27 protein-coding genes are annotated in these 25,085 nt (G+C 38.9%); 18 read left to right on the top strand and 9 right to left on the bottom strand.

Annotated elements, in window-relative coordinates:
- Window positions 1-49: 49 nt before the first annotated feature.
- The 5 genes from FK178_RS11405 to FK178_RS11385 all read right to left on the bottom strand — a co-directional run bounded on the left by FK178_RS11405 (window position 50) and on the right by FK178_RS11385 (window position 3,921).
- Window positions 50-682 carry a hypothetical protein gene (locus tag FK178_RS11405; RefSeq protein ID WP_146835099.1) on the bottom strand — a complete coding sequence of 211 codons (633 nt, stop codon included), beginning with the start codon at window positions 680-682 and terminating at the stop codon, window positions 50-52.
- Between the two features lie 162 nt (window positions 683-844).
- Window positions 845-1,024 carry a hypothetical protein gene (locus tag FK178_RS11400; protein WP_146835096.1) on the bottom strand — a complete coding sequence of 60 codons (180 nt, stop codon included), beginning with the start codon at window positions 1,022-1,024 and terminating at the stop codon, window positions 845-847.
- Window positions 1,025-1,054: 30 nt separating this feature from the next.
- Window positions 1,055-1,624: a hypothetical protein gene (locus FK178_RS11395; RefSeq protein WP_146835093.1), complete on the bottom strand. Its 570-nt coding sequence runs from the start codon at window positions 1,622-1,624 to the stop codon at window positions 1,055-1,057.
- A gap of 164 nt (window positions 1,625-1,788) precedes the next feature.
- The gene (locus FK178_RS11390) at window positions 1,789-3,333 is read right to left on the bottom strand and encodes an Rne/Rng family ribonuclease (protein ID WP_146835090.1); all 1,545 of its coding nucleotides are present in this window, start codon (window positions 3,331-3,333) and stop codon (window positions 1,789-1,791) included.
- A 297-nt stretch (window positions 3,334-3,630) separates the two neighbouring features.
- Entirely contained in the window at window positions 3,631-3,921 is a 291-nt protein-coding gene (locus FK178_RS11385; RefSeq protein ID WP_146835087.1) for an HU family DNA-binding protein, read from the bottom strand.
- A 138-nt stretch (window positions 3,922-4,059) separates the two neighbouring features.
- On the opposite strand from FK178_RS11385, the gene mutY reads away from it, so the two are divergent.
- From mutY to FK178_RS11360, 5 genes are all read left to right on the top strand, one after another.
- On the top strand, window positions 4,060-5,106 hold the full coding sequence (mutY, locus tag FK178_RS11380) for an A/G-specific adenine glycosylase (protein ID WP_146835084.1): 1,047 nt from the start codon (window positions 4,060-4,062) through the stop codon (window positions 5,104-5,106).
- 117 nt (window positions 5,107-5,223) lie between these two features.
- Window positions 5,224-5,679: a single-stranded DNA-binding protein gene (locus FK178_RS11375; protein WP_146835081.1), complete on the top strand. Its 456-nt coding sequence runs from the start codon at window positions 5,224-5,226 to the stop codon at window positions 5,677-5,679.
- A 21-nt stretch (window positions 5,680-5,700) separates the two neighbouring features.
- Entirely contained in the window at window positions 5,701-7,023 is a 1,323-nt protein-coding gene (locus tag FK178_RS11370; RefSeq protein WP_146835078.1) for a gliding motility-associated protein GldE, read from the top strand.
- A gap of 42 nt (window positions 7,024-7,065) precedes the next feature.
- The gene (gldD, locus tag FK178_RS11365) at window positions 7,066-7,629 is read left to right on the top strand and encodes a gliding motility lipoprotein GldD (RefSeq protein ID WP_146835075.1); all 564 of its coding nucleotides are present in this window, start codon (window positions 7,066-7,068) and stop codon (window positions 7,627-7,629) included.
- 61 nt (window positions 7,630-7,690) lie between these two features.
- A complete protein-coding gene (locus tag FK178_RS11360) occupies window positions 7,691-8,599 on the top strand; it encodes a DMT family transporter (protein ID WP_146835072.1) in 909 nt (302 codons plus the stop codon).
- A 71-nt stretch (window positions 8,600-8,670) separates the two neighbouring features.
- Here the strand turns inward: FK178_RS11360 and FK178_RS11355 are convergent, their stop codons facing one another.
- Complete coding sequence (locus FK178_RS11355) at window positions 8,671-10,737, bottom strand: M16 family metallopeptidase (protein ID WP_146835069.1); 2,067 nt, start codon at window positions 10,735-10,737, stop codon at window positions 8,671-8,673.
- Between the two features lie 17 nt (window positions 10,738-10,754).
- Window positions 10,755-12,080, bottom strand: a complete 1,326-nt coding sequence (locus tag FK178_RS11350; protein ID WP_168194589.1) for a M16 family metallopeptidase — start codon at window positions 12,078-12,080, stop codon at window positions 10,755-10,757.
- Window positions 12,081-12,262: 182 nt separating this feature from the next.
- Here FK178_RS11350 and FK178_RS11345 point away from each other — a divergent pair, with 182 nt between their 5' ends.
- From FK178_RS11345 to FK178_RS11330, 4 genes are all read left to right on the top strand, one after another.
- Window positions 12,263-12,727, top strand: a complete 465-nt coding sequence (locus FK178_RS11345; protein ID WP_146835066.1) for a DUF4199 domain-containing protein — start codon at window positions 12,263-12,265, stop codon at window positions 12,725-12,727.
- A 106-nt stretch (window positions 12,728-12,833) separates the two neighbouring features.
- Window positions 12,834-13,547 (top strand): 50S ribosomal protein L21, encoded by a 714-nt coding sequence (gene rplU, locus FK178_RS11340; RefSeq protein ID WP_146835063.1) that lies wholly within the window; start codon window positions 12,834-12,836, stop codon window positions 13,545-13,547.
- Window positions 13,548-13,575: 28 nt separating this feature from the next.
- A complete protein-coding gene (gene rpmA / locus FK178_RS11335) occupies window positions 13,576-13,836 on the top strand; it encodes a 50S ribosomal protein L27 (protein WP_146835060.1) in 261 nt (86 codons plus the stop codon).
- An 84-nt stretch (window positions 13,837-13,920) separates the two neighbouring features.
- Window positions 13,921-14,268, top strand: coding sequence for a putative signal transducing protein (locus tag FK178_RS11330; RefSeq protein WP_146835057.1), 348 nt, complete (start codon window positions 13,921-13,923; stop codon window positions 14,266-14,268).
- Between the two features lie 106 nt (window positions 14,269-14,374).
- On the opposite strand, the gene ahcY is transcribed toward FK178_RS11330, so the two are convergent.
- Window positions 14,375-15,691, bottom strand: coding sequence for an adenosylhomocysteinase (gene ahcY, locus FK178_RS11325; protein WP_146835054.1), 1,317 nt, complete (start codon window positions 15,689-15,691; stop codon window positions 14,375-14,377).
- Window positions 15,692-15,755: 64 nt separating this feature from the next.
- Here ahcY and FK178_RS11320 point away from each other — a divergent pair, with 64 nt between their 5' ends.
- The 9 genes from FK178_RS11320 (at window position 15,756) to FK178_RS11280 (ending at window position 22,609) form a co-directional block, all read left to right on the top strand.
- Window positions 15,756-16,403 carry a 4'-phosphopantetheinyl transferase family protein gene (locus FK178_RS11320; RefSeq protein WP_146835050.1) on the top strand — a complete coding sequence of 216 codons (648 nt, stop codon included), beginning with the start codon at window positions 15,756-15,758 and terminating at the stop codon, window positions 16,401-16,403.
- A complete protein-coding gene (locus FK178_RS11315) occupies window positions 16,400-17,113 on the top strand; it encodes a geranylgeranylglyceryl/heptaprenylglyceryl phosphate synthase (protein ID WP_146835047.1) in 714 nt (237 codons plus the stop codon). Before FK178_RS11320 ends, FK178_RS11315 begins: the two co-directional genes overlap by 4 nt.
- A gap of 57 nt (window positions 17,114-17,170) precedes the next feature.
- Window positions 17,171-17,431: a thiamine-binding protein gene (locus FK178_RS11310; protein WP_146835044.1), complete on the top strand. Its 261-nt coding sequence runs from the start codon at window positions 17,171-17,173 to the stop codon at window positions 17,429-17,431.
- Window positions 17,415-18,047: a nicotinamide riboside transporter PnuC gene (gene pnuC / locus FK178_RS11305; protein WP_146835041.1), complete on the top strand. Its 633-nt coding sequence runs from the start codon at window positions 17,415-17,417 to the stop codon at window positions 18,045-18,047. Before FK178_RS11310 ends, pnuC begins: the two co-directional genes overlap by 17 nt.
- Window positions 18,008-18,577, top strand: coding sequence for an AAA family ATPase (locus FK178_RS11300; protein ID WP_146835040.1), 570 nt, complete (start codon window positions 18,008-18,010; stop codon window positions 18,575-18,577). Before pnuC ends, FK178_RS11300 begins: the two co-directional genes overlap by 40 nt.
- Window positions 18,574-20,127: a DUF4301 family protein gene (locus tag FK178_RS11295; protein ID WP_146835037.1), complete on the top strand. Its 1,554-nt coding sequence runs from the start codon at window positions 18,574-18,576 to the stop codon at window positions 20,125-20,127. Before FK178_RS11300 ends, FK178_RS11295 begins: the two co-directional genes overlap by 4 nt.
- Window positions 20,128-20,130: 3 nt before the next feature.
- On the top strand, window positions 20,131-20,538 hold the full coding sequence (arfB, locus tag FK178_RS11290) for an alternative ribosome rescue aminoacyl-tRNA hydrolase ArfB (protein WP_146835034.1): 408 nt from the start codon (window positions 20,131-20,133) through the stop codon (window positions 20,536-20,538).
- 249 nt (window positions 20,539-20,787) lie between these two features.
- Window positions 20,788-21,138, top strand: coding sequence for a hypothetical protein (locus FK178_RS11285; protein WP_146835031.1), 351 nt, complete (start codon window positions 20,788-20,790; stop codon window positions 21,136-21,138).
- A gap of 118 nt (window positions 21,139-21,256) precedes the next feature.
- Window positions 21,257-22,609 carry a sigma-54-dependent transcriptional regulator gene (locus FK178_RS11280; protein WP_146835028.1) on the top strand — a complete coding sequence of 451 codons (1,353 nt, stop codon included), beginning with the start codon at window positions 21,257-21,259 and terminating at the stop codon, window positions 22,607-22,609.
- Here FK178_RS11280 and FK178_RS11275 read toward each other — a convergent pair.
- The gene (locus tag FK178_RS11275; protein ID WP_240793824.1) at window positions 22,599-25,067 is read right to left on the bottom strand and encodes a hybrid sensor histidine kinase/response regulator; all 2,469 of its coding nucleotides are present in this window, start codon (window positions 25,065-25,067) and stop codon (window positions 22,599-22,601) included. The genes FK178_RS11280 and FK178_RS11275 overlap by 11 nt on opposite strands.
- Window positions 25,068-25,085 lie beyond the last annotated feature (18 nt).

Below are 25,085 nucleotides of genomic sequence, written 5' to 3'. Positions count from 1 at the left end.
GGCGAAAAAATATCATTTTTCGCCTTTTAATTTCTATTGGTTTGCGTTGTTATTCCATATAACCAAAGAGGGTCTTGTAGAAGACAAATTTATCACCGCTCTTTTGATAAAGGTTAATGGTGGTATACATCCCGTTTAACCGGCCTTTGGAAACATCTACAAAAGCATATTCCCTGTTTCGGGTAAATACGGGAGTAGAGATGATCATCCTGTCTTTATCCAGTTCTTTAAGCCTTTGATTGCTTTGCCCGTAATTGCGGTCCTTTTTTATGGTAAGGTCTTCCAGAACCACTTTTTTAGAGGCCATAAGCGGTGTATAAGGAACTTTGTCGACCTGTTCAAGTTGTTGCAACAACCATTCAATTTGGTCCGGATTCAATAATTCCTTTATTTCGGCTTCCGTAAGGGAATTATTAAGCTGCATTTTTGCAAGGCGGTCCCCGTTATTGTAAGCTTTCAAAATGCCTTTAAAATTGTGGTTGTAAAAGTTGCTTTCAATATGGATGATCCCGGCATCACTAAATTTTCTTACTTCCTCATCAACTATCTGGTTTTCGGCGGGATCATTTCGATCAATGACGGGGGTGGTTGTGCCACAGGAAACAGAGAAGGAGCTGATAATAAGAGCAATAATAAGGTGGGAAAAACTTTGTTTTCGGGGGGTATAATGTGAAAATATCATAGTATAAACAGATTTTAAAATGAATAATATCACACTAAGGTATAGCTTTTATAGAGAGTTTACCACATTTTAAAATATACTTAACCATTCCAATAAGTAACGGGTTTTTCTTTGATCGAAGAGGTTTTAAAGTCAAATTAGGAGCAAAAAAATAAAAGACACTCAAGAGAAAAAGGTGCGACCCTTGATATAATAATGCGCATAACCCTTTTCATCCTCCAATTTTTTTAAATCATTATTTTCTTCAACCAAATTAAATCCAAGGTGTACAGGCTCTTTTATTTGAGAATTCGCAATTAAAAATGACAACAGGAAGTAAAGTGTCGTGATTATATTTTTCATAAATGAAGATGTTTACGGGCAGGAATCAATTTAGGATATTAAAACCTTTTGTTCATATACAATTTCCCAAATATTATTTTCCTTTTCCAATAGATAAAGAATAACCACCCCCGATAATCTTCCCGTGTTACGACTAGCAAATAAAGCAGCCTTTGTAGTATCACAGTTAAAAGAAATCCTGGAAATTTTGATCAATTGTGGATAGGGGGAAGAGGAGGCTTCTAATGTCATCCCATAAACCAAGGAATGTCCTATACTGCTTTTAATTGTTTTCGGGTTGATTGCTCTTTCATCCAGAGTAGAGATTTCATCTACCAATGGCTGATATTCCTGGTGAGATTCAGTTAATTGGAAACCCAGATCTGTTTTAAACATTACAGTATCTACAACCAACTCCAATTTTATTCTTTTAATTGAGTCCAATTCCCTTCGGGATAAACCATTTGGAGGAGGCCAGGGTGGCGGTAAATGAACGGCTAACTCATCAATAATAATTGAATATATGTTGGATTCGGCAGCCTCATTTTTCTGAAACTTCTCCTGGTTCTGGCAGGAATTCAGACAAAACAATAAAACCAAAATAAAATAAGGTCTTTGCATTTTTTGAATTTTTAAAGATTAAAAACCCGCAGAACCTGTAGGGGAAGATTTCTGTGAAAGTTCAATTTATAAAAAATATCAGCGCTAAGCTTACTCTTAAAATATAAAACAAAAAAACGCCTCCCAAATAAATGAGAGGCGTTTGTTTTAATGCTGTAGTTTCCTTAATCTAGTACTTCCCCGGTTTTATCGTGAAAGTGGTATTCCATGTACGTGTAAGCGTCTCTTGGTACTATTTTTACCCAGCGCTTATGGTCAAGAAACCATTGGGAGCGGGGTGAAGGAAAGCCTCTGGTTAAAAAGGCTGCAATAAATGGGTGTGCGCTAAGGGTGATCTTCTTATGATTTTTCTTGATCAATCTTTCAAGATCAGATTTTATCTTATCAATTACAATGATAGGAGCTTCAATCTCCCCGCTACCATCCCCATCGGGGTTAACCTCCCGGGTTTTAATATTGGTCTCGGGCCTTACGCGCTGCCTGGTAATCTGGATCAAACCAAATTTACTTGGAGGCAGGATTTTGTGTTTAGCGCGATCATCGCTCATTTCTTCTCTAAGATGGTCGAATAGGGCTTTCCTGTTCTCAGGTTTGGCCATGTCTATAAAGTCTATCACAATAATACCTCCCATATCGCGTAAACGCAACTGGCGGGCAATTTCTGTGGCACTTATAAGGTTGACCTCTAATGCAGTATCTTCCTGGTTTTTAGCCTTATTGGACCTGTTACCACTGTTTACGTCTATAACGTGCATGGCTTCTGTATGCTCAATGATGAGATAAGCGCCCTTGCTCATGGACACAGTGCGGCCAAAGGAAGTTTTTATTTGTCTTTCGATACCAAATTTTTCAAAAACGGGAACGTTCGAGTTATACAATTTTACTATTGATTCTTTATTCGGGGCAATCTCTGCCACGTAATCCCGGATCTGGGAATAAAGCGTTTCATCATCAACCCAAATGGAGGTAAAGGTATCATTGAAAATGTCTCTTAAAATAGACGATGCCCTGTTCAATTCTCCAAGGACTTTGGAAGGATGAGGCGCTTTATATAATTTTTTACACATTGCTGTCCAGCGACCTACTAAATTCTCGAGGTCCCGGTCCAGTTCAGCTACTTTTTTGCCTTCTGCTACTGTGCGTACTATTACACCAAAATTCTTAGGTTTGATGCTTTTTACCAGTCTTTTTAGCCTGTCCTTTTCTTCTTTGCTTTCAATTTTTTGAGAAACTGAAACCCGGTTGGAAAAAGGAACCAGAACTATATAACGGCCCGGCAGGGAAAGCTCTGAGCTTATCCTTGGGCCTTTGGTAGAGATGGGTTCTTTCATCACCTGTACCAGTAGCGATTGATTTGATTTTAAAACGTCAACAATACTGCCGTCTTTATCAATATCATTTTCAAAAGTAAAATTCTGTAAGGAATAATCTTTTAATTTACCTGTGCTTACACGTTTTATGAATTTCAACAAAGTGGGGATTTGCGGTCCAAGATCATGATAGTGTAAAAAGCCATCTTTTGGATAGCCTACATTCACGAAAGCGGCATTTAATCCCGGAACAGATTTTCTTACTTTGGCAAGAAATATATCGCCAACCGCAAAATTACTGTCGTCTTCCTCTTTGTTTAGTTCAACAAGTTTTCCATCTTTTAATAAGGCAAAATCTACAGCAGAAGAACCTGATCTAATAATCAATTCTTTATCCACTATTTTAGATTTTTATCCCGCTTTAGTCGGGATGGATTAAACATTATTTTTTTCACAGGGTGTTAAGCCTGAAGAAACCTCTTATTTAAGAAGAGAATAAGGGTTTCAATTTCAAAGAACATCTTGTACTAAAAAAAGTAGTGAGAGCACTACTTTTTCTTATGGCGGTTCGCTCTGCTTCTTTTTTTACGTTTGTGGGTAGCTACCTTATGTCTTTTTCTTTTTTTACCACTTGGCATAGTGTTAGTTTTTTAATTAGTATTTCTATTCTTTATCCCTCTTTATGAGAAAGGGTAATTATTTTACTTCAACGTTGGTCTTAACACCATCTACAAATATTCTTGCTGGTTTAAAAGCGGGAATGTTATGAGCGGGGATCTTAATTGTAGTGTTCTTGGAAATGTTTCTTCCGGTTTTTTCTGCTCTTGTTTTAATTACAAAGCTACCAAAACCTCTTAGGTAAACATTGTCTCCGGCTTCAAGAGAAGTTTTTACTTCCTCCATAAACGTTTCAACTGTTGCCTGAACATCACCTTTTTCCATTCCTAATTTTTCAGAAATTTTAGCTACGATATCTGCTTTCGTCATTTTCGTCCTGTTTTTTTAATATTGGGGTTCGTATTTTTCGAGGGGCAAATATAAGAATTAAATCTCCAATATTTCAATCCTAATTCATTAAATAGTAACCTAATAAAGATTTATACTTGCAATTAAACTTATGAGTCCATGGTATTTGCTAAAACCCTGACAGGTTGGTATTTAAAGAACCGGCGGGAATTGCCGTGGAGAGAAAGCAGCGATCCTTACCGTATTTGGTTAAGTGAAATTATGCTTCAGCAAACCCGAATTGCACAAGGCCTGCCTTATTATTTAAAGTTTATAAATGCATTTCCTACCGTTTTTGACCTTGCCCGGGCTTCCGAAGAAAATGTTTTAAAGCTCTGGCAGGGTTTGGGATATTATTCCAGGGCGAGAAATCTTCATTTCACTGCCAAACATGTAGCTTTTGAACTCAACGGAAAGTTTCCCAATACATATAAGGAGCTTCTTAAATTAAAAGGAGTGGGCGATTATACAGCGAGTGCTATTGCATCTATTTGCTATAATGAAAACGTAGCCGTTGTAGATGGAAATGTTTACAGGGTGCTTGCACGCTTTTTTGATATTGACACTCCAATAAATTCAAGCCAGGGTATAAAGGAATTTAAGGGACTGGCAGAGGAGTTGCTGGATAAAGAAGATCCCGGCACCTATAACCAGGCAATTATGGAATTTGGTGCTCTGCAATGCACTCCTCAATTACCAAAGTGCGAAAGCTGCCCCCTTTCCCACGCCTGTCTGGCTCTTAAAAACAATAAAGTACACCAGCTGCCGGTAAAGCTTAAAAAAGCGAAAGTGGTAAAAAGGTATTTTAATTACCTGGTCTACAGGTCCAATGAAAACACCACTATAATTGAGCAACGGGTAGGAAAGGGAATTTGGGAAGGATTATACCAATTCCCGCTTATTGAAACACCGCGCCTCCTTACAACCGGGGAATTAATTGCTCATGCGGAGTTTAAAAGCCTTATAGATATAAAGCGTACTCCAGTGAGCTTATATAATGAAACCCCCGTTGTGCATAAATTATCCCATCAACATATTTATACCCGGTTTTGGATCATTGAAAAGGTGGGCAAACATCCCAATCATATCCCCGTAGCTAAAATTCAGGATTACCCCGTTCCTGTTTTGATAGCCAATTTTTTAAAAGAATTTGACTTTGGAGATTAGCATAATATTTTAGAAATTGACTCCCTTCCGTGGATTGCTTCTTCGGGAATTTTAATTATTTTTAAAAAATATATTCATCAAATTACTGTAATTTAGCACATTAAATTTTAAAGGGTTATGACAGGTTCACTTAACAAGGTAATGCTTATAGGGCATACAGGCGATGACGTTAAAATGCATTATTTTGAAGGGGGTGGCGCAATAGGAAGGTTTCCTTTAGCTACCAATGATGTTTATACCAATAAAACCACCGGCCAACGGGTAGAAAATACCGAGTGGCATAATATAGTGGTAAGAAATAAGGCGGCTGAAATTTGCGAGAAATACCTTAAAAAAGGTGATAAAGTATATATCGAAGGACGTCTTAAAAACCGCAAATGGACAGATGATAAAGGGGTAGAACGCTATTCGGTAGAAATACAGTGTACAGATTTCACCTTTTTAACCCCCAAAGACAGTAGTGGTGGGGTGAGCCAAAATACCAGCCAGCCAAAAGCAGATCACAATCCAAAAAATGATACTTTTGCAAGTCAATCCATGGGGCAGGAAGATGAAGATGATTTGCCCTTTTAAGTCTAACTAATATAAAAGCTATTGGATCCGGATCCTCCCAGTTTAATTTCACTTTTTTTATCGTTTGATTATTCACAGATCTTCAGCATTGTTATGTTGTTTGTTCTGCTTATTTGTTCTGCCCTAATTTCGGGTGCAGAGGTAGCTTTCTTTTCCCTTACCCCAGCCAGTTTTATGACTGAAACCGGCAAAAGGAGCAACGCCCAAAAAATTGTGGTTCGTCTTCTTGAAAAGCCTAAAAAGCTGCTTGCAACCATACTTGTGGCCAACAATTCTATAAACATTGCCATAGTACTTCTTTTTGATGTGCTTACCGATGAATACTTTGGAAGGATGAACACCACGTTCTTTGGTATTGATTTCAAATTCATTGTTGAGGTAGGGGTGATTACATTCCTTATTTTACTTTTTGGCGAGATCCTTCCAAAGGTTTATGCCAGCAGGAACAATGTGAAATTCTCCAATTTTATGGCCCACCCCATGAATATTCTGGACACTCTCTTTTCACCCTTGAGCGTTCCAATGAGGGCGGTTACCCTTTTTATTCATGAAAGACTTGGCAAGCAAAGAAGTTATATAAGTATAGACCAGCTTTCCCAGGCCCTTGAATTAACCCGCGAAGAGGATACCACCAAGGAAGAGCAAAAGATACTTAAGGGTATTGTGTCTTTCGGGAATACAGATACCAAGCAGGTTATGCGGCCAAGAATGGATATTTTTGCCCTTGCCCAGGATGAGACTTTTGAGGAGATCATTCCGCAGATCATAGAAAACGGGTATTCACGAATCCCTGTTTACAAAGAAAATATTGACCAGGTCCTGGGAATCCTATATGTAAAAGACCTCTTGCCTTACCTCGATAAAAAAAGGTTTGACTGGATAAGCCTGGTGCGCGACCCGTATTTTATTCCAGAGAACAAAAAGCTGGATGACCTTTTAAACGAGTTTAAAACCAAGAAGATCCACCTGGCAATTGTTGTAGATGAATATGGCGGAACCAGTGGTTTAATTTCCCTTGAAGATATCATTGAGGAAATAGTGGGAGATATTAGTGATGAATTTGATGATGAAGATCTTATTTTCTCCAAGCTGGATGACAGCAACTTTGTGTTTGAAGGTAAAACCCCGCTAAAGGATTTTTATAAGATCATTAAGTTGGAAGATCCAACGGCATTTGAAGAAAATCGTGGGGAATCTGAAACTCTTGCTGGCTTTTTGCTTGAAATATCCGGCGGTTTCCCCAAGAAGAACGAGATCATTACTTTTCTAAATTATATGTTTACTATTGAAGTTATAGATGATAAACGTATCAAACAGATCAAGCTTAGCATAGAGCCCGTATAAGCCGGAAAGGTTTACGTCTCTTTTTCGGTTAAAACAATTTATATGAATAAGGTATGCTTCCTTTTTGCCCTGGTTATAATGATATCTTCATGTAAGAATGACCCCCGCCCCAAACCAAAGGCGTTCCTTGCCCTTGAATATCCCGTGGCCGAATATGCTGTTTACAGTGCCGATTGTTCTTACAGTTTTGAAAGGAATCGAATTGCTGAAGTAATTCCTGCCAAAGGAAATGTTCCCTGCTGGATCAATCTTAATTACCGGCTTCTTGATGCCACCATCTTTATAACCTATCAAAAAGTAAACAATAATCTGGACTCTCTCCTTAGAGATGCCCAGCGTATGCCGTTGCAGCATACCATTAAAGCCGATTTTATAGAAGGGGATGTCTATACCAATCCCGAAAATAAAACCTACGGAATGTTTTATGAAGTGGAAGGGAATGCAGCATCACAGGCCCAGTTTTATATTACAGACAGTATCCGGCATTTTATCACAGGCTCCCTGTACTTCAACCAGAAGCCCAATTACGATTCAATAATGCCTGCCGCCGCCTATCTTAAAACCGATATTAAACATCTTATGGAGACCCTTGAATGGGTAGATTAAATCCCCGGAATTTCTCAGTTTCTGCTTTTTTATTAATACACTTTATCCCCTATCTTCTGTTATGCCAATTAAAAATCTAAAATGGATATACCTTATTCTCTTATCTATTGTTTGGGGAAGTTCTTTTATCCTTATTAAAAAAGGCCTGATAGGTCTTGATGCATTGCAACTTGGCTCATTCAGGATAATATTCGCAGCAGTTTTTTTGATTATTGTTGGTTTTAAAAGTATGCTGAAGCTTACACGGCAACAATGGAAGCTTATTGTTATCTCAGGATTTCTCGGCTCTTTTTTTCCGGTCTATTTATTTGCGTATGCTGAAACTGAAATAGACAGCGCCATTGCCTCAATATTAAATGCCACTACACCATTAATGACCCTCATCTTTGGAGTTATTTTTTTCAAGATAGTTTTTACGCAAAACAAACTTATAGGAGTTGCCCTGGGTTTAATTGGAGCCCTGGCTCTAATCTTCGCCGGGGCTAAGGTAAACCCGGACCAGAATTATTTTTATTCAGGCCTGGTGGTGCTGGCAGCATTTTGCTATGCGGTAAATGTGAATATCATAAAAAGATATATGCATGATATTTCAGCATTGGGAATAGCAGCGGGAAATTTTTTGGTACTGCTCATTCCGGCTTTGCTTATATTATATTTCAGCGGATTTTCTATGGATAGTATTGCTGCCAATCCTGAAGTTTCCCTTTCTTTAATTTATGTATTAATTCTTGGGGTGGTAGGTACCGGCATTGCCCTTATTATTTTTAACAAGCTTATACAGATTTCAGATCCTGTTTTTTCTTCTTCTGTTACTTATACCATTCCGGTGGTTGGATTGGCGTGGGGTATTTTGGATGGAGAGGTTTTCACCTGGCAGCAATTAATTGCTACCCTGGTAATCCTGCTGGGGGTTTTTATTGTTAACCGCAATAAAAAGTTATCTTCTAAAGTGAAGAAAGAACCGGTTTAATGTCGCGGATTTAAAAAATTGAGCATAAAAAAACCGGCCTTTTAAAGCCGGTTTTTACCATTAACAAAAAACTATTGCTTAAAATCTTCGGCGCTTACACCTTCATTTATTTGAATAGTACTCACCTCAAACTCTATAGTTTGTGGCCCAAATGACTGGGTAATGGTATAAGGGAATTTAACCCCTTTTGCTTCCTGATAATTGCTGTATCCAGTTGGTATACTCATGGTTTGTGGCCCCTGAGTTACAGTTTTTACAGATTGAACTTTTAATCCGGTTGCCACATCATAATATACTGTAGTATCCTCGCTCATCGAAACCGCATAGGCGTCTTTACCCTCTATAGCTTCCATGCCCATTAGTTTTGCATCTTTGGCATTAAGTTCCGGAAAAGGATTTGCCTCGGCTTTTAAAGCTACCAGCTGCTCATCCTGTAAAGTTATTTTTTGACCCTGCATTACAGAAAATCCTGTTTCTCCATCAAAAACAGTTTTACTCACAACATTGCCGTTCATTGAAACTAACTGTGAAGATTTCCCATCACTGGTGGTTTTAACCTCAAGATTCAGTTTTTGTCCCTGGATCTCTGCCTGTGCAGTCATAAATACACTGTTCACCTTTTCTACCGCGGCTTTACCGCCAATTGCCTCAATATATTTATTAAGTACACTTTCAACAGTTACTGTAGGGTCTACCGCTTTATTATAGTCCGGCTTGTCTGTTGCTACTCCGTAAGTATTAAAATATTTTACAGGAACCTTTTTATTGTTAAGTGTAACTTTTTCAAGATTTTCAAGAACCTCAGATCCTTTTCCGGCGATAACAATTCTCATATTATCTGTTTGAAAATACTTATTGGCTACTCTCTGAACATCTGCAGCGGTAACTGCATTTATCTTTTTTAGGAACGTCTGGTAGAAATCCTTTGGAAGATCGTTCGTCTTTATGTTAAGGGCATAACTTGCAATAGTTGAAGGCCTTTCAAGTCTTAAAACAAAGTCACCGGCAAATTTAGCTTTTGAATTTTCAAGCAATTCTGCATCTACAGGTTCTGTTTTAATTCTTCTTATTTCTTTCATGATCTCTTCAACGGCACTATCAGTCACCGCATTTCTAACGCTTGTTGAAGCCATAAAACGGGACGCATATTTATTTGCACCTGTTGAGCTTCCTGCGCCATAGGTGTAACCTCTGGCCTCCCGAAGATTCATGTTAAGGTAGCTTCCAAAACTTCCACCCAGGATCTGGTTTGCAACCAAAACAGGGAAATAATCTGGATCTCCCATTTTAAGGTCAATAGTATTTTGAACCCTTATTTCGCTTTGAACGGCATTGGGCATATCAATAAAATTGATCTCGGTAGCACTTACATTAGATACTTTTGGAAGGTTTTGCTCCGGTGGGGTTGCACCTTTCCAGTTTCCAAATTGTTTCTCGACCAGCTTTTTAACTTCTGAAGTTTTCACATCTCCTACCACAACCAGGTATGCATTTTTAGGTACAAAATAGCTCTTGTAATAGTTCTGAACATCCTGGAGCGTTACTGCCTCAGCATTTTCGGCAGTTGCGAATTCCCCGAAAGGGTGGTTGTTTCCATAGGCCAAAGCGGAACTCACACGGCTTGCGATAGCACCTACATTTTTTTCATTTGCTTTTAAACCTTCGATCAATTTGGTTTTTTCAGCATCAAATTCCTTTTGGGTGAATTTTGGATTAAGTGCTCCTTCCGCCATTAATTCCAATACCCTTGGAAAGAATTTGGATAAAGAACTTGCAGAGGCATTTTGAGACCCAAAACCTATACTTGCTCCAAGGAAGTCAATTTCTTCATTGTAATCTTCCTTAGACATCTTTTGAGTTCCTGTACCCAGTAAAGAAGCTACCATGCTTGAAGTTGCCGGTTTATCGCCCAGGGAATGAGGTTTGTTATCTATTATGAGGCTTGCAGTTACCTGTGGTAATTTATGGTTTTCTACCACCATCACTTTTAGGCCATTTTTAAGGGTAAAAGATTCAGGCTCTCCCAAATTAATGGTTGGGGCCGGCCCCGGTTGTGGTTGTTTGGATCTGTCTACCTGAGCAATTGCTGTGGTAGTCATAAGGCAAACTAAAAATATTGAAAGTATATTGATTTTCATTTCTCTATGTTTTTTGATTATTCTTTGGCGCTCTCAGGCAGGTAATCCAGTTCCAAACGTTGGTTCTTGTTCAAATACTCCTTTGCCACTCTCTGGATATCCTCACGGGTAATGGCCTGGTATATCTCAATTTCCTTGTTTATAAGATCTGTATTTCCATAAAGCATGTTATAAGTAGCCAGGGAAGAAGCGATACCCTGAATGCTGCTATTGGAATTTACAAATCTGTTCTCAAACTTATTCTGAAGTTTTTGATATTCTTTTTCAGATATAAGTTCCGTCTGCAACTTTTTGATCTCTTCATCTATAGAAGTGGCAAGGGTTTCAAGCGGCGTGTCGCCTAATGCCAGCGCTCCCATAACATATGTTCCATAATCTTCCTGAGATCTTGGGAAAGCAAGTACCTGTAAAGCGATCTTTTCTTCATCTACCATTTTGCGATACATTCTTGAGCTTCTTCCATCTGTAAGAATAGAAGAGATCATATCAAGGATATAGGCATCTTTTTCCTTCATTGAAGGAGTTCGGTAAACAAATATCTTTGCAGGAACCTGTATATTGCTGTCATACTCTGTAGCCTTAATAGTTTCGGTGATAGGTTCTTCTTTAATATTCACCCTTTCAACTTCGGCTCTTTTTTCAATTTCACCGAAATATTTTTTAATAAGGTCTTTGGTGGTCTTAACATCTATGTCTCCTGCAACAACAAGAGTTGCATTATTTGGGCCATAATATTTTTCAAAGAAAGCTATGAATTCTGGTAATTCAGCCGAATCCAGATCTTCCATGGTGCCTATTACTGAATTTTTATAAGGATGTTTGTTGAAAACATATTGATTGATCCCGGTAGCATAGATGATCTTTCCGTAGGGAGCATTGTCAATTCGGGAACGCTTTTCCTCTTGTACCACCTCATTTTGGGTGTCCACTCCAATTTGGTTAATAACCGGATGTAACATTCTTTCAGATTCCATCCAAAGTCCCAGTTCCAGGTTGTTAGATGGGAAAGTTTCATAATAATAAGTACGGTCCTGAGTGGTGTTTGCGTTGTTGCTACCACCATTGGCGGCCACTACGTCAAACCATTTACCCCTTTCAATATTTTCAGTGCCTTCAAAAAGAAGGTGTTCAAAGAAATGGGCAAATCCTGAACGTCCTTCCTGTTCATCTTTGGCTCCTACGTGATACATTACCCCCACGGTTACTACCGGAGCGGTATTATCCTGATGCAAAATAACGTGTAAGCCGTTATCAAGATCGTATTCGGTAAATTCAACTTCTTGTGCGATTCCGGCCATTCCCAGAAACAGCGCACAGGCAGATAATTTAAATTTATTGATCATTATAGTTTAAGTTTTTATTAATGTACCCAATTAGTATGAAAAGGTTGAAAGATGTTACATAATAATTTCGAACTTCTCTTATTTACTTAGCAGTTTGTATTTTTAAAGAGTTAAATTAACAGGCTGTTAAGTCAATTCCTGTAAATTTTTTAGAAATTTGTATAAAAACAAAGAGTATTGATATGAAAAACCTAAAGATTCCCATAAAGTTCGGGATTGTTATAGCCATTGGATTGATAGTGTATTTTTTGATAACATCAATCTTTGGGGCCCATACAAATCCATTGTTCAGTTTATTTAATCCGGTGATCGTGGGAGTCGGTATGTTTGCAGCTATAAAGTATTACCGCAATCAAAGGGGTTCCAAATTTAAATACCAAAAAGGATTCAGGACAGGATTGGTAACCGGGTTTCTGGCTACTATTATTTTCACCATATTTTTTGCTTTTTACGCTACAGAGATACAGCCCGACTTTATTGATAGACTGCTTTCTATGTGGGATAGTGATTGGTACGTTAATATAGGAATGGTAATATTTACAGTAGCCTTAATGGGTTTTGCAACCTCTGTTGTGCTAACCCTTGCTTTTATGCAATTATTAAAAGATTCCTGGAACACAAAAGAAGGGAAAGAACACGAACTGTAAAAGTTTATAAACACTTTGTCAATTAATTAATTAGAAGTATATTTGCACCCGCCTTTGAAAAAAAGAAGGCGGGTTTTTCTTTAATATAATCAATTAATTATACGCTATGTACGCAATTGTAGAGATAGCAGGGCAGCAATTTAAGGTTGCAAAAGACCAAAAAGTATACGTTAATCGTTTGGCAGGAGAAGAAGGAGATAAAATTTCCTTTGACAAAGTTCTTCTTTCAGGTGATGGTGACAATATTACTTTAGGCGCCCCAGCTATAGACGGAGCTTTGGTAGATGCAACCATCACCAGACACGTTAAGGGAGACAAAGTTATTGTCTTTAAAAAGAAAAGAAGAAAAGGATACCGTGTGAGAAATGGTCACCGTCAATCCCTTACTGAAATTTCTATTACCGGTATTACTTTACCTGGTGGTAAAAAAGCCACTTCTGCTAAAAAAGAAGAAAAAGCTGATACCAAAACTGCAGCTGCTCCGGCTCCTGCAAAAAAGGAGAGTGAAGTAAGTGAGAACTTAATTTCACGTGCTGAAAAAAGAGCAGAAGAAAAAAACATTGAGATCAATGTTGAGAAACTTTTGTCTAGTGTAGGCACTGCAACAAAAGCTGAGGCTGATGATCTTAAAAAGATCAACGGAATTGGACCATCTTACGAACAGAAATTAAATGACATAGGTATTTATACCTATGAGCAAATTAGCAAATTAAAAGCTGCCGACAGAGAAGAACTTTCTGCTCTTGAAGGAATTACCCGTGACAAGATCGAATCTGACGAGTGGGTAAAACAGGCAAAAGAATTGCTAAAGAACAAATAAGAATTTTTAATTAGAAAAACTTTAAGCCATGGCTCACAAAAAAGGAGTTGGTAGTTCCAAGAACGGTAGGGAATCTGAATCGAAACGTTTAGGCGTTAAGATCTTTGGAGGACAAGCTGCCATCGCAGGAAATATCATCGTTAGACAAAGAGGCTATACACACAATCCAGGCGAGAATGTGTATGGAGGAAAAGATCATACTTTGCATGCAAAAGTTGACGGTCTTGTGAAATTCACAAAAAAGAAAGATAATAAATCATACGTTTCTATTGAACCGTTTGATGCATAATTGATCTTGTATTGTATTTAAAAACCCTTTTTGAGAGATCAAAAAGGGTTTTTTTGTATCTTAATGTTTCTAATTACCTGAAAGATGGAATATATTACTATTTATAGCGGTGATGATCAAGCAGAGATCTCCATTATTAAACACCTTTTAGAAGAGCATAACATTGATTATAATTTGCTGGGTGAGGCCACCGCTGCTTCAGCAGGTATTGGCGCTACAGGTAATATGGGAATGCGAATTCAGGTACCGGAAAAGGAAATTGACCGCACTAAACAAATATTGAAAGATAATGGATTCCTGGGAGAGATTAAAAAAGGCAGAGCTGAAAGGCGCAAGGATCCAAAACTCTCCAAATGGATGTTCATTTTTCTTGCCGCGCTGGTACTTATAATTGTTTCATTTCTTATAATGTGGTTTATGAACCCATCCTGAAAAAATAGAAACCGAAACTTAGTTTATCACATAAAAAAAGATCCTCTTTGGTTTCCAAAGAGGATCTTGAATATTAAACATATTTTGGAAACTTTTCGTTCCAGGTCTAGTATCTGTAATATTCAGGTTTAAAAGGGCCTTCTACGGTAACTCCTATATAATCTGCCTGGTCTTTTGAAAGCTCTGTAAGCTCTACTCCTATTTTCTCAAGGTGCAGTTTCGCAACTTTTTCATCAAGATGTTTTGGCAGCATATAAACTTCATTTTCATATTTTCCTGCATTTTTCCATAGTTCAATTTGCGCCAGGGTTTGGTTTGTAAAGGAATTACTCATTACAAAACTAGGATGTCCGGTAGCACAACCAAGGTTTACCAATCTTCCTTCAGCAAGAAGAATTATATCTTTCCCTTTAATGGTGTACTTATCCACCTGAGGTTTAATGGTGTTTTTTGTATTGCCGTGGTTTTTGTTAAGCCAGGCCACATCTATCTCATTATCAAAATGGCCAATGTTACAAACTATCGTTTTATCTTTCATCGCTTCGAAGTGTTCCCCTCGTACGATGTCTTTATTTCCGGTAGTGGTAATTACAATATCTGCTTTATCAAGAACTGTTTCCAGTTTTTTAACCTCAAATCCATCCATAGCAGCCTGAAGGGCGCAAATAGGATCAATTTCGGTAACGGTAACTATTGAACCTGCACCTCTAAAAGAAGCTGCAGTACCTTTTCCAACGTCTCCATATCCACAAACCACAACGCGTCTTCCGGCAAGCATCACATCTGTGGCACGACGAATTGCATCTACAGCGCTCTCACGACATCCGTATTTATTGTCAAATTTAGATTTTGTTACTGAGTCATTCACGTTAATGGCGGGCATTGGTAATGTTCCATTCTTCATGCGCTCATATAAACGGTGTACTCCGGTGGTGGTTTCCTCAGAAAGACCTCTAATTCCTTCGGCAAGTTCAGGATATTCATCCAGCACCATATTGGTAAGATCTCCACCATCATCAAGGATCATGTTCAAAGGCTTTCTGTCTTCTCCAAAAAACAGGGTTTGCTCAATACACCAGTTAAATTCTTCCTCGTTCATTCCTTTCCAGGCATAAACCGGGATCCCCGCAGCCGCAATTGCAGCTGCAGCCTGGTCCTGGGTAGAGAATATATTACAGGAACTCCAGGTAACTTCTGCACCTAATGCGGTTAAAGTTTCTATTAGAACAGCGGTTTGTATGGTCATATGTAAACAACCTGCAATACGGGCACCTTTCAAGGGCTGCTCGCTTCCAAATTCTTCCCGTAACGCCATTAGACCCGGCATCTCTGCCTCTGCCAATTCTATTTCTTTTCTTCCCCAATCGGCAAGGGAAATATCTTTAACTTTATAAGCGGTGTAAGGCACTGTTTTCGTCGACATATTATTATATTTGATTTATAGCAATTTTTCAGTCGCAAAAATACGTAATATCTAACAAAATCTTATGCCCCTTTACAAAACAATAACAGTAAACCCTACTACTAAGGTCTTCATTTGGAAGGTGGAAGAATCTTATGAATGGTTGAATGAAGGTATAGAACTCACCCCACATTGTGAGCAGCGCGTAAAGGGGATGAAGAGCGAAATTCATCGCAGGGGTTTTATGAGCATCCGGCATCTACTTGCAGAGGCAGGATACGTAGATAAGGACCTCTTTTATGATGAAATGGGAAAACCTCATCTGGTTGATGGCAAATTGATCTCCATTACCCATTCCTTCAATTTTACGGGTATTATTGTGAGCGATGCCAAAGTGGGAATAGATATTGAAAAACAGCGGGACAAGATCCTTACCATTGCCCATAAATTTACGCCCCTTTCAGAATATCACACCCTTGCCAATGAGGAAGCCCTAATACGCAAACTCACCATAGTTTGGGGCGGGAAGGAAGCCATTTATAAACTTATGGCAGAGCCCGGCCTTAGTTTCCTGCAGCATATAAATATTACCGATTTCGATTTTGATGCCACCAAAACCACGGGCAAGGTTTTATTTAACGGCCATCCATCCTTATACGAACTCGAATTTCTGGAATTTGAAGGCTTTACCTGTGTTTATGCATGGGAGGCAGGAAAAGCAGTTTCGGGATGATCCTTTCCACTTCAATTTATAAAGACCTTATTTCTGCTGCGGAAAAGGAGAAAAAACTTCTGGCGGTGCTTATTGATCCCGATAAATTCAATTCTGGTGAGGCCGAAGATTTTTTCAGAAATTTACCCAAAAATATCACTCATATATTTGTGGGTGGCAGTACTGCTGAAAATGAGGATACGCAATTCACGGTAAATACTATAAAGAAATTTAGTTCCCTTCCTGTCATTCTCTTTCCCGGGGATCATTCCCAAATTACAGAAGAAGCAGATGCAATCCTCTTTTTAAGCCTTATTTCCGGGCGAAATCCGGAGTATCTCATTGAACAGCAGGTAAGATCTGTGGCCCGGTTACGCCAATCGAGCCTCGAGATAATTCCTACCGGTTATATCTTAATTGATGGGGGCAGGGAATGCGCTGTAGAACGGGTAAGCCAAACCAGGCCTATCTCACAAAATGATATAGAAAAAATTACAGATACCGCACTTGCGGGACAGTTTTCAGGAAAAAAACTTATTTACCTGGAGGCTGGTAGCGGTGCCTCGGTCCCGGTTGCTTCTAAGGTTATTTCAGCAGTAAAACGCGCCTTGTCAATCCCATTGATTGTGGGTGGGGGTATTCGTACGGGAATTCAATTAGAGAAAGCTTATGAAGCGGGAGCAGATCTTGTAGTAATAGGAACTGCATTTGAAGAAGGAGCGGTTTTGTAATATAATGCCTAAATTTGGAAGGCTTTAATAGCCTAACTGCATAAAAAACATCTACACATGAAAATTTCGGTTGAACTTACTCTTACTCCCATTCAGGATAACTATGAACCTGCAATTATAAATTTCATTAAGCAAATGCGAAGTTCAGGATTAACGGTTTTAGAGAATCCTCTAAGTACGCAGATCTATGGAGATTATGATGAAGTAATGAAGGTTCTCAACAAGGAGATCAAGACCGCTTTTGAAGCAATAGACCGCGGCCTTATGTATATGAAAATTGTAAAATCTGATCGCAGCGACTATGCAGCCGATTTTTGATTTCTTTTTTGCCCAATATTATGAATATCGTACTTTATTCATTGTTTTAGAGATCATTGCGGTAATTTTTGGGTTCTTATCTGTATGGTATTCAAAACAGGAAAATATCCTGGTGTACCCCACAGGAATTATAAGCACCTTAATTTTTGTGTACTTGTTATGGCAATGGGGATTGCTGGGAGATATGATGATCAATGCCTATTATTTTTCAATGAGCATCTATGGCTGGTATGTATGGACGCGCAAAGTTGATGCAGTTCACTTTACCCCTGTAACCACAATGACAAAAAAAGAACATATTTATGCAAGCCTTCTTTTTTTGGGTACCCTTCTGTTTGTTTATATAGTATATGCACTATTTGATAAATGGACAGACTGGACCGCTTATGTGGATACCTTTACAACCGCCATTTTTTTCGTTGGTATGTGGCTCATGGCCTGTAAAAAGATCGAGAACTGGATATACTGGATAATTGGTGATCTCATCTCTGTGCCATTATATTTTTACAAAGGTCTTAGCCTTACCAGTTTTCAATACCTCTTATTCACTATAATCGCCATCTTTGGTTATTTCGCATGGAAGAAAAGCTTAAACAGGAACCTTCAGCCTGCCTGAAAGTGGTACTCTTTGGACCTGAATCTACAGGAAAATCTACCCTGGCCGCCAGGCTTGCTGCCCATTTTGAAACTGTTTGGGTAGAGGAATATATGCGTTATTACCTTCAGAAAAAATGGGGTGAAAAGCGGGGGACCTGTGACCCGCACGACCTTATGGTCATTGCCAGGGGTCAAATGAAAAATGAAAACAATCAGGCCAAAACTGCCAATAAAGTGCTTTTTTGCGATACAGACCTACTTCAGTTAAAGGTATATTCAGAAGCTTATTATAACGGGTATTGCAATCCAGATCTTCATAAACATGCGTTAAAGAACTGGTACGATATTTACTTTTTAACTAATATTGATACGCCCTGGATTCCCGATGATCTTCGGGACAAGCCCGATGACAGGGAAGGCATGTTCAAACGATTTAAAAGCGCCCTAAAGCTTGCAAAAAGACCTTTTATAATTTTGGAAGGGAATGAAGATCAACGTTTTGAAACTGCCGTTTTAGCAATTAACGAACTTTTAAAACAGCAAAATTGAAATTCAATCAGGAAGATATTGCGCAAATTGAAAATCACGGAATAACAGAAAATAAGGTCAAAGAGCAGGTAGAGATCTTCCAGAGGGGGAATTTACCGGTGAATATTCAGGCTGCAGCTACAACAGGTGAGGGAATTTTTCAGTTTTCTGCCGAAAAGCGACATGATTTATCCCGGTATTACGAGGACCGTAAAAATGCTTTGTCCATAGTGAAATTTGTACCAGCATCTGGTGCTGCCACAAGGATGTTCAAGGCACTTCATTCTTTCCTTAGCGATTTTGATCCCGGGGAAGAATCTCTTTCAGGCTATTTAAGCCGAACGGAAAATAAAAACCTGGCGACCTTTTTTAAAGGAATTGAGAAATTACCTTTTTATGAACAGGCATTGCATTATGCCAGGGAATGCCAACCCGGCTTTGACAGTTTGAATGCGGAGGCAAGAAAATTTTCTCTGTTGCAAACCATGTTATTCTCTCCCGGCCTGGATCTGGGAAATTATCCTAAAGGGCTTGTGCCTTTTCATAATTACAATGATCATATAGCAACAGCCTTTGAAGAACATTTAAATGAGGCGGCCAGCTATGCGGAGGTGAATGGGGTAGCCAAAATTCATTTTACCATATCTAAAGAGCATAAAGAAAAATTTCAGGCCGAATTTGATAGAATAAAATCACGGGTAGAAACCCTGCACCAGGTAAAATTTGAGATCTCCTTTTCCTTCCAGGATCCAAAAACCGATACCATAGCGGTAGACAGCAATAATGAGCCTTTTCGCACGGAAGATGGGAAACTGTTTTTCAGGCCGGGGGGGCATGGGGCTCTAATAGAAAATCTTAATTCCCTTGTGGCAGACCTCGTCTTTATAAAAAATATTGACAATGTGGTTACAACTCACAAAGTGGGAGAAATGGCGGAGTATAAAAAAATGCTTGCCGGGAAACTGTTGCAGCTTCAGGAAAAATGTTTTTCATATTTAATGCTACTGGAGGAAAGAAAACCCCTGGTACATGAAATTACAGAAATAAAGAAATTCGTAAAAGAAGAGTTGTTTTTCACCTTCGCTCCCGGATTTGAAGCACTTACCAATGAAAAAAAGGTTAAGCAACTACAAAACAGGCTAAATAGGCCAATAAGAGTTTGCGGAATGGTAAAAAATGAAGGAGAACCCGGAGGCGGACCATTCCTGGTAAACCATGAGGATGACACCCGCAGTTTGCAGATCATTGAAGGAGCCCAAATTGATGATAGGGATAAACAGCAAAAAGAAATAGCTCAAAATGCAACTCATTTCAATCCTGTAGATATTGTTTGTGGACTAAGAAATTACAAAGGCGAAGCTTTTAACCTTACACATTATGTAGATCCCGGCGCGAGCTTTATTGCTGAAAAGACTCTTGACGGACGGCCATTAAAGGCTTTGGAACTGCCAGGCCTATGGAATGGCGCTATGGCAAAATGGAATACCGTATTTGTTGAAGTTCCTGTGAGTACCTTTAATCCGGTCAAAACTGTAGTAGATCTTCTTAAACCTACCCATCAGACAAATTAAAGCATGCCCCAACCCGATATCCTGAAACAGGAATTAAGCTTTAAGGCCGTGCGGAGTTCCGGCCCCGGCGGTCAACATGTCAATAAAACTGCTTCCAAGATGGTAGTGCAATATAATATTCCGGAATCTTCGGCCTTAAATGAAGGAGAAAAGGAATTGTTGCTGAAAAAACTTTCCTCCCGTCTCACTACAGAAGGGGTGCTTATCATGGAAAGCAGTGAGTCCCGAAGCCAGCATAAAAATAAGGAGCTGGTAGTAGATCGACTTATAGAGGTGATTACCGCTGCATTAAAAATTTCCAAACCGCGGAAAATAACAAAACCCTCTAAAGCCTCTAAACTTAAACGCCTTCGGGAGAAGAAAGAACGCTCAGATAAAAAAGCAGGGAGACAGAAGCCGGGTCTCGAATAACCACAGATTAATTTAGAGAATATCCAACATTTGTGTAGCCACTTATTAATTGTGGAAACAATCCCCATGTTATTTGATGAAAAATTAAACTTCCACATAATATTTTGTTAATAGAAAAATTAGCTTAGCGTGAGTTTTACTGTGTTACAGGCGATTGCCGGGTTAAAGGGTCCTAATTAAGATTTTGGTACAATTCTTACATTATAACTAACAACCAAAACGAATAGTAATTTAAAAAATTTAATAATTATGAAAAAGTTAGTATTATCATTTGCAGCAATTGGATTGTTCTTTACAGCTACTCAGGCACAGGTTGTTTCTGAAACAACAACTACAACCGAGGTTTCTACAACAGAAGTAACTGTGCAGGATGATTATTCACAAATAGAGGTTGCAGAACTTCCGGCTACTGTAACAGCGGCCATTACCAGAGATTTTGTTGGAGCTGTAACGCAGGAAGCCTGGGTAAAGGAGAAAGATGGAAAAGTAGTTTACAAGATAAAACTTAATGTAAACGGGGAAGAGCAAAAACTTTATGCTGATGCAGAAGGTAACTGGATCGATAAAAAAGATAAGAAAGACAAGAATAAAGATTCCTAATTCCCTACAATTAGGAGTGATCAAAGCCACCTGTTAAGGGTGGCTTTTTTTTGTGGTAATTAGTAAGGTGTCAAAGGTGCATAATTCGTAAATTTGCGGTTAAACTAATTACAATTCTATGGTTTCCATTCTTATAATCGAAGATGATGTGGCATTTTCAGCCATGTTAAAGACTTTTTTTGAAAAAAGGGATTATAAAGTGGATAATGCTTATTCTGCTGAAGAAGGCTTCAAAAAGTTAAGTGCCGGTAAATTTGATATCCTTTTAACCGATGTTAGGCTCCCGGACCGCGATGGCCTGGAGATACTTTTGGAAGTGAAAAAAAATTATCCTGGGATCCAGGTTATTGTCATGACCAATTATGCCGAGATCAATATGGCCGTTAAGGCTATGAAGAATGGTGCTTTTGATTATGTTTCCAAACCTTTCCAGCCGGAAACCATATTACAAACCATTAACAACGCATTAAGCCAAACTGCAACTCAGGAAACTTCTGCTCCTGTTGCAGTAGAGGCTAAACCAAAAAAGGAAAATTCTGTCCTTACTTCTGAATTTGTAAAAGGGGTTAGTGATGCCGCCCGGAAATTAAACGATTATATCGAGCTTGTAGCTCCCACAAATATGTCTGTCCTTATTATTGGCGAAAGCGGAACCGGCAAAGAACAGGTTGCAAAAAGTATCCATGATAAAAGTAAAAGAAGGGGAGCGCCTTTCATTGCGGTAGATTGTGGAGCCATACCCAAGGAGATAGCATCCAGCGAGTTCTTTGGACATATTAAAGGTTCATTTACGGGGGCTATCCAGGATAAAACAGGTCATTTCGAGGCAGCAAATGGGGGAACGCTTTTTCTTGATGAAATTGGGAATCTTGGTTATGATCTACAGGTGCAGCTTTTACGGGCCTTGCAAGAGCGTAAGATAAAACCTGTGGGAAGTAATAATGAGATTAAGGTTGATATACGCGTGGTTACTGCTACTAATGAAGACCTGAACCAGGCGGTAAAAGAAGGAAATTTCAGGGAAGACCTTTTTCACAGGCTGAATGAATTTTCAATTGAAGTTCCTGCGCTTCGGGAAAGGCGGGAGGACCTGCTGTTGTTTGCAGAACATTTTCTGGATGAAGCTAATGTTGAACTGGAAAAGGAAGTAGTAGGTTTTAGCGACGAAGCTATTGAGGCTTTTCAAAACTACAACTGGCCTGGGAACCTTCGCGAGCTTAAAAATATGGTGAAAAGGGCGGTGCTTCTTACGCAGGATTCAATTATTCCATTAAAAGTATTGCCCCACGAGATCGCTCACACCCAAAGGTCTGAAGAAACTTATGGATTATTCAGAAACAAGAATGAAGAATCCCTAATCCTTGACGCGCTTGAAAAAGCCAACGGGAATAAAAGCAAGGCTGCCAGGATACTTTCCATAGACAGGAAAACCCTTTACAACAAACTTAAACAGTATAATATCAAGCTTTAACTTCTTTTTGAAGTTGAAATAAAAGCACTTCTATTTCCTCCAGAAGCATTTTTATTTGGTGAGGTATAAAGGCATGGGGTTCCTTCTTTTCAAGATCCTGTAGTTTAGGAACAATATCACGGGCTTTCATTTGTTTGAACATAGGGAGCATTCTATGTGCAATCTGGGCAACCCGTTCCTGGTCATTATCATCTATAGATCTTTCAATCTCTTTTACGTTTTGCCGGGTACTTTCTATAAACGCGGTGAGTATTGTGTCGAGGGCGACCTGGTCCTCTCCTGTAAAAAGGGAGATCTCCTCCAGTGAATATTCGGTTTGAGCCGGCGAATTACTTTTGGAGGGTTTGTTTTTTCTCGCAAATTCAATTTTTAGGATCTGTCCTATTTTATATAAAAGCGTTGCAGGTTTGTAGGGTTTTAAAATATTGCCTGAAAATCCCGCCTCTGTATATTTCTCTGCCGTTACATTCGTTTGGCCTGATATCGCAATTACCGGTATGTGAGCAAGCTCTTTATTTCCTTTAATTGCTTTGACCAATGCAAAACCATCCATTTTAGGCATTTGGATATCTGTAAGGACTAAATGATAAGTGTGGTTTTCTAATTTTTGCAATGCTTCCTCTCCGTTTGAGGCAGTATGGCAGATCATTCCGGTAGATTTTATTAACTCTTTGCTAAGGGCCAGCTGTGAGGATTCATCATCTACTACCAGAATAGATTTACCTTTTAAATTTTGTTTCGCAAATTTTACATCCTGGGTTTTCTGTTCTTTGGAAGAATCTTCAGGAAGCTTTTTAACAGGGATCTTTATTATGAATTCGCTGCCCTCGCCCTGTTTGCTTTTTAATTCAATCTTACCCTGCAGCAGGGATGTTATTCTTTTTGTGATAGCAAGTCCCAGGCCTGTACCTCCGTATTTTTTTTCGATTTCTCCATGTTCCTGGGAAAACTCTTCAAAGATTTCTTCCTGTTTAGATTCATTTATTCCAATTCCTGTATCCCTAATTGAAATAGTCAAAATATAATTATCCTCGATCTTCTTTTTCATCGAGATGGAAGCTACAATTTCACCCTTTTCAGTAAACTTATAGGAATTGCTAATGAGGTTTGAAAGAATTTGTTTTATACGGAAAGGGTCACTAACAACCTTACAATCTGTTTCCGGCGAGGCAATAACTTCAAGTCTTAGGTTTTTCTTATCATTCTCTGGAATAGTATTGTAAAAAGTATCTTCAAGAAGATTTTTTGGGTTGAAAGGAAGATTTTCAATAAGCATTTTTCCCGCTTCCAGTTTTGAAAGATCCAGAAGATCATTGACCAGGTGAAGTATATATTCTGATGATTTTTTTAAATGGCTCAGGTAATGACCTTGTTTCTCGTTAAGGCCAGATTTTCCCATTAATTCTGTATAACCCATTACAGTGGTGAGAGGGGTGCGCAAATCATGGGTTATTGTAGCAATAAACTGCTCCCTGCGATGCATTAATTCTTCAGTAAAAGATTTAGCTTCCTCCAGCTGCATCCGGTAACGCTGACTTCGGCTAATGTCTTTTACAATTAAAAATAAAAATATAAGGATTATAAGGATACTTGCCGCACCTACCCCAATTATGATCGAGGAAATCTCCTTCAGCATAACTTCAGAGTTTTCTACCCTGGCAACAGATATTTCCCTTTCTTCATTTTCTACAACCCTTAAAAGATTGCGCAGCTGTTCATTGAGGACCATATCATTAAGCAGTAGTTCATTTTCCTTCCGGTTTATTACTTCCCGGAATTGTTGATTTTCCCGCTCCAGCTCGCTTAATACAGTGCGCACCGCCCTTATAAGGGAATCTGCACTTACGGTTGAGATACGCTGGCCTTCCTGATTGTTAAATTCAAGCAATTGAATAATTACTTTGCGTTGATGAGGTTCAAGTTTTGCAAATCTCCTGTCGTAATTCGGCGGATTAAAAGAGGGGTCTACTTTTTCCAGCTCCCTTATCACCTCCCGGTAATAACTGGTATTGCGGTCCTTTGTTCGAAGGTCAAGTAACTCCCTTAAATTCTCACTCTTTTTAGACAACAGGGTTGAAATGCTGTCCAGCTCAATTTTCATCGTGGTATCCTCGTACATCCCCCGTAAAGTATCCAGACTAGTCTGCACATTTTCAATTTGGTCTGTATACCTGTTAAGGTCTGTAGTGTCTCCGGTTTGAATAAAACGCCTTCCGATATTTTCGGTTTCAATAAGCTCGGTGGCAATTTCACTCACCAGAACCAGCTGCTGGCTGTTTAGATTATTTGTTTGGGTAAGTGTAGAGAATTTAACCACCTGTGAATAGGTAAACCACACTGCCGCCGCCGCCAAAGCGGCAACAAGCAGATATCCCACAATAACCTTTACGGTTATAGAGCGCCTGGAATTCTTCATCTCGGTGTAATTGAGGGTGTTGCGGTCTTTACTAGTATTCAATTGCAGTAATATTTGAGC

Origin of the sequence: Antarcticibacterium arcticum (assembly GCF_007993795.1) — a bacterium.
Taxonomy (GTDB): Bacteria; Bacteroidota; Bacteroidia; order Flavobacteriales; family Flavobacteriaceae; genus Gillisia; species Gillisia arctica.
This window is presented reverse-complemented; position numbering and strand designations above follow the sequence as displayed.

Bases quoted from the DNA above. Each gene is read 5' to 3' on its own strand.
- FK178_RS11405 (WP_146835099.1), bottom strand. From the start codon at position 682: ATGATATTTTCACATTATACCCCCCGAAAACAAAGTTTTTCCCACCTT.
- FK178_RS11400 (WP_146835096.1), bottom strand. From the start codon at position 1,024: ATGAAAAATATAATCACGACACTTTACTTCCTGTTGTCATTTTTAATT.
- FK178_RS11395 (WP_146835093.1), bottom strand. From the start codon at position 1,624: ATGCAAAGACCTTATTTTATTTTGGTTTTATTGTTTTGTCTGAATTCC.
- FK178_RS11385 (WP_146835087.1), bottom strand. From the start codon at position 3,921: ATGACGAAAGCAGATATCGTAGCTAAAATTTCTGAAAAATTAGGAATG.
- mutY (WP_146835084.1), top strand. From the start codon at position 4,060: ATGGTATTTGCTAAAACCCTGACAGGTTGGTATTTAAAGAACCGGCGG.
- FK178_RS11375 (WP_146835081.1), top strand. From the start codon at position 5,224: ATGACAGGTTCACTTAACAAGGTAATGCTTATAGGGCATACAGGCGAT.
- gldD (WP_146835075.1), top strand. From the start codon at position 7,066: ATGAATAAGGTATGCTTCCTTTTTGCCCTGGTTATAATGATATCTTCA.
- FK178_RS11360 (WP_146835072.1), top strand. From the start codon at position 7,691: ATGCCAATTAAAAATCTAAAATGGATATACCTTATTCTCTTATCTATT.
- FK178_RS11355 (WP_146835069.1), bottom strand. From the start codon at position 10,737: ATGAAAATCAATATACTTTCAATATTTTTAGTTTGCCTTATGACTACC.
- FK178_RS11350 (WP_168194589.1), bottom strand. From the start codon at position 12,080: ATGATCAATAAATTTAAATTATCTGCCTGTGCGCTGTTTCTGGGAATG.
- FK178_RS11345 (WP_146835066.1), top strand. From the start codon at position 12,263: ATGAAAAACCTAAAGATTCCCATAAAGTTCGGGATTGTTATAGCCATT.
- rplU (WP_146835063.1), top strand. From the start codon at position 12,834: ATGTACGCAATTGTAGAGATAGCAGGGCAGCAATTTAAGGTTGCAAAA.
- rpmA (WP_146835060.1), top strand. From the start codon at position 13,576: ATGGCTCACAAAAAAGGAGTTGGTAGTTCCAAGAACGGTAGGGAATCT.
- FK178_RS11330 (WP_146835057.1), top strand. From the start codon at position 13,921: ATGGAATATATTACTATTTATAGCGGTGATGATCAAGCAGAGATCTCC.
- ahcY (WP_146835054.1), bottom strand. From the start codon at position 15,691: ATGTCGACGAAAACAGTGCCTTACACCGCTTATAAAGTTAAAGATATT.
- FK178_RS11320 (WP_146835050.1), top strand. From the start codon at position 15,756: ATGCCCCTTTACAAAACAATAACAGTAAACCCTACTACTAAGGTCTTC.
- FK178_RS11315 (WP_146835047.1), top strand. From the start codon at position 16,400: ATGATCCTTTCCACTTCAATTTATAAAGACCTTATTTCTGCTGCGGAA.
- FK178_RS11310 (WP_146835044.1), top strand. From the start codon at position 17,171: ATGAAAATTTCGGTTGAACTTACTCTTACTCCCATTCAGGATAACTAT.
- pnuC (WP_146835041.1), top strand. From the start codon at position 17,415: ATGCAGCCGATTTTTGATTTCTTTTTTGCCCAATATTATGAATATCGT.
- FK178_RS11300 (WP_146835040.1), top strand. From the start codon at position 18,008: ATGGAAGAAAAGCTTAAACAGGAACCTTCAGCCTGCCTGAAAGTGGTA.
- arfB (WP_146835034.1), top strand. From the start codon at position 20,131: ATGCCCCAACCCGATATCCTGAAACAGGAATTAAGCTTTAAGGCCGTG.
- FK178_RS11285 (WP_146835031.1), top strand. From the start codon at position 20,788: ATGAAAAAGTTAGTATTATCATTTGCAGCAATTGGATTGTTCTTTACA.
- FK178_RS11280 (WP_146835028.1), top strand. From the start codon at position 21,257: ATGGTTTCCATTCTTATAATCGAAGATGATGTGGCATTTTCAGCCATG.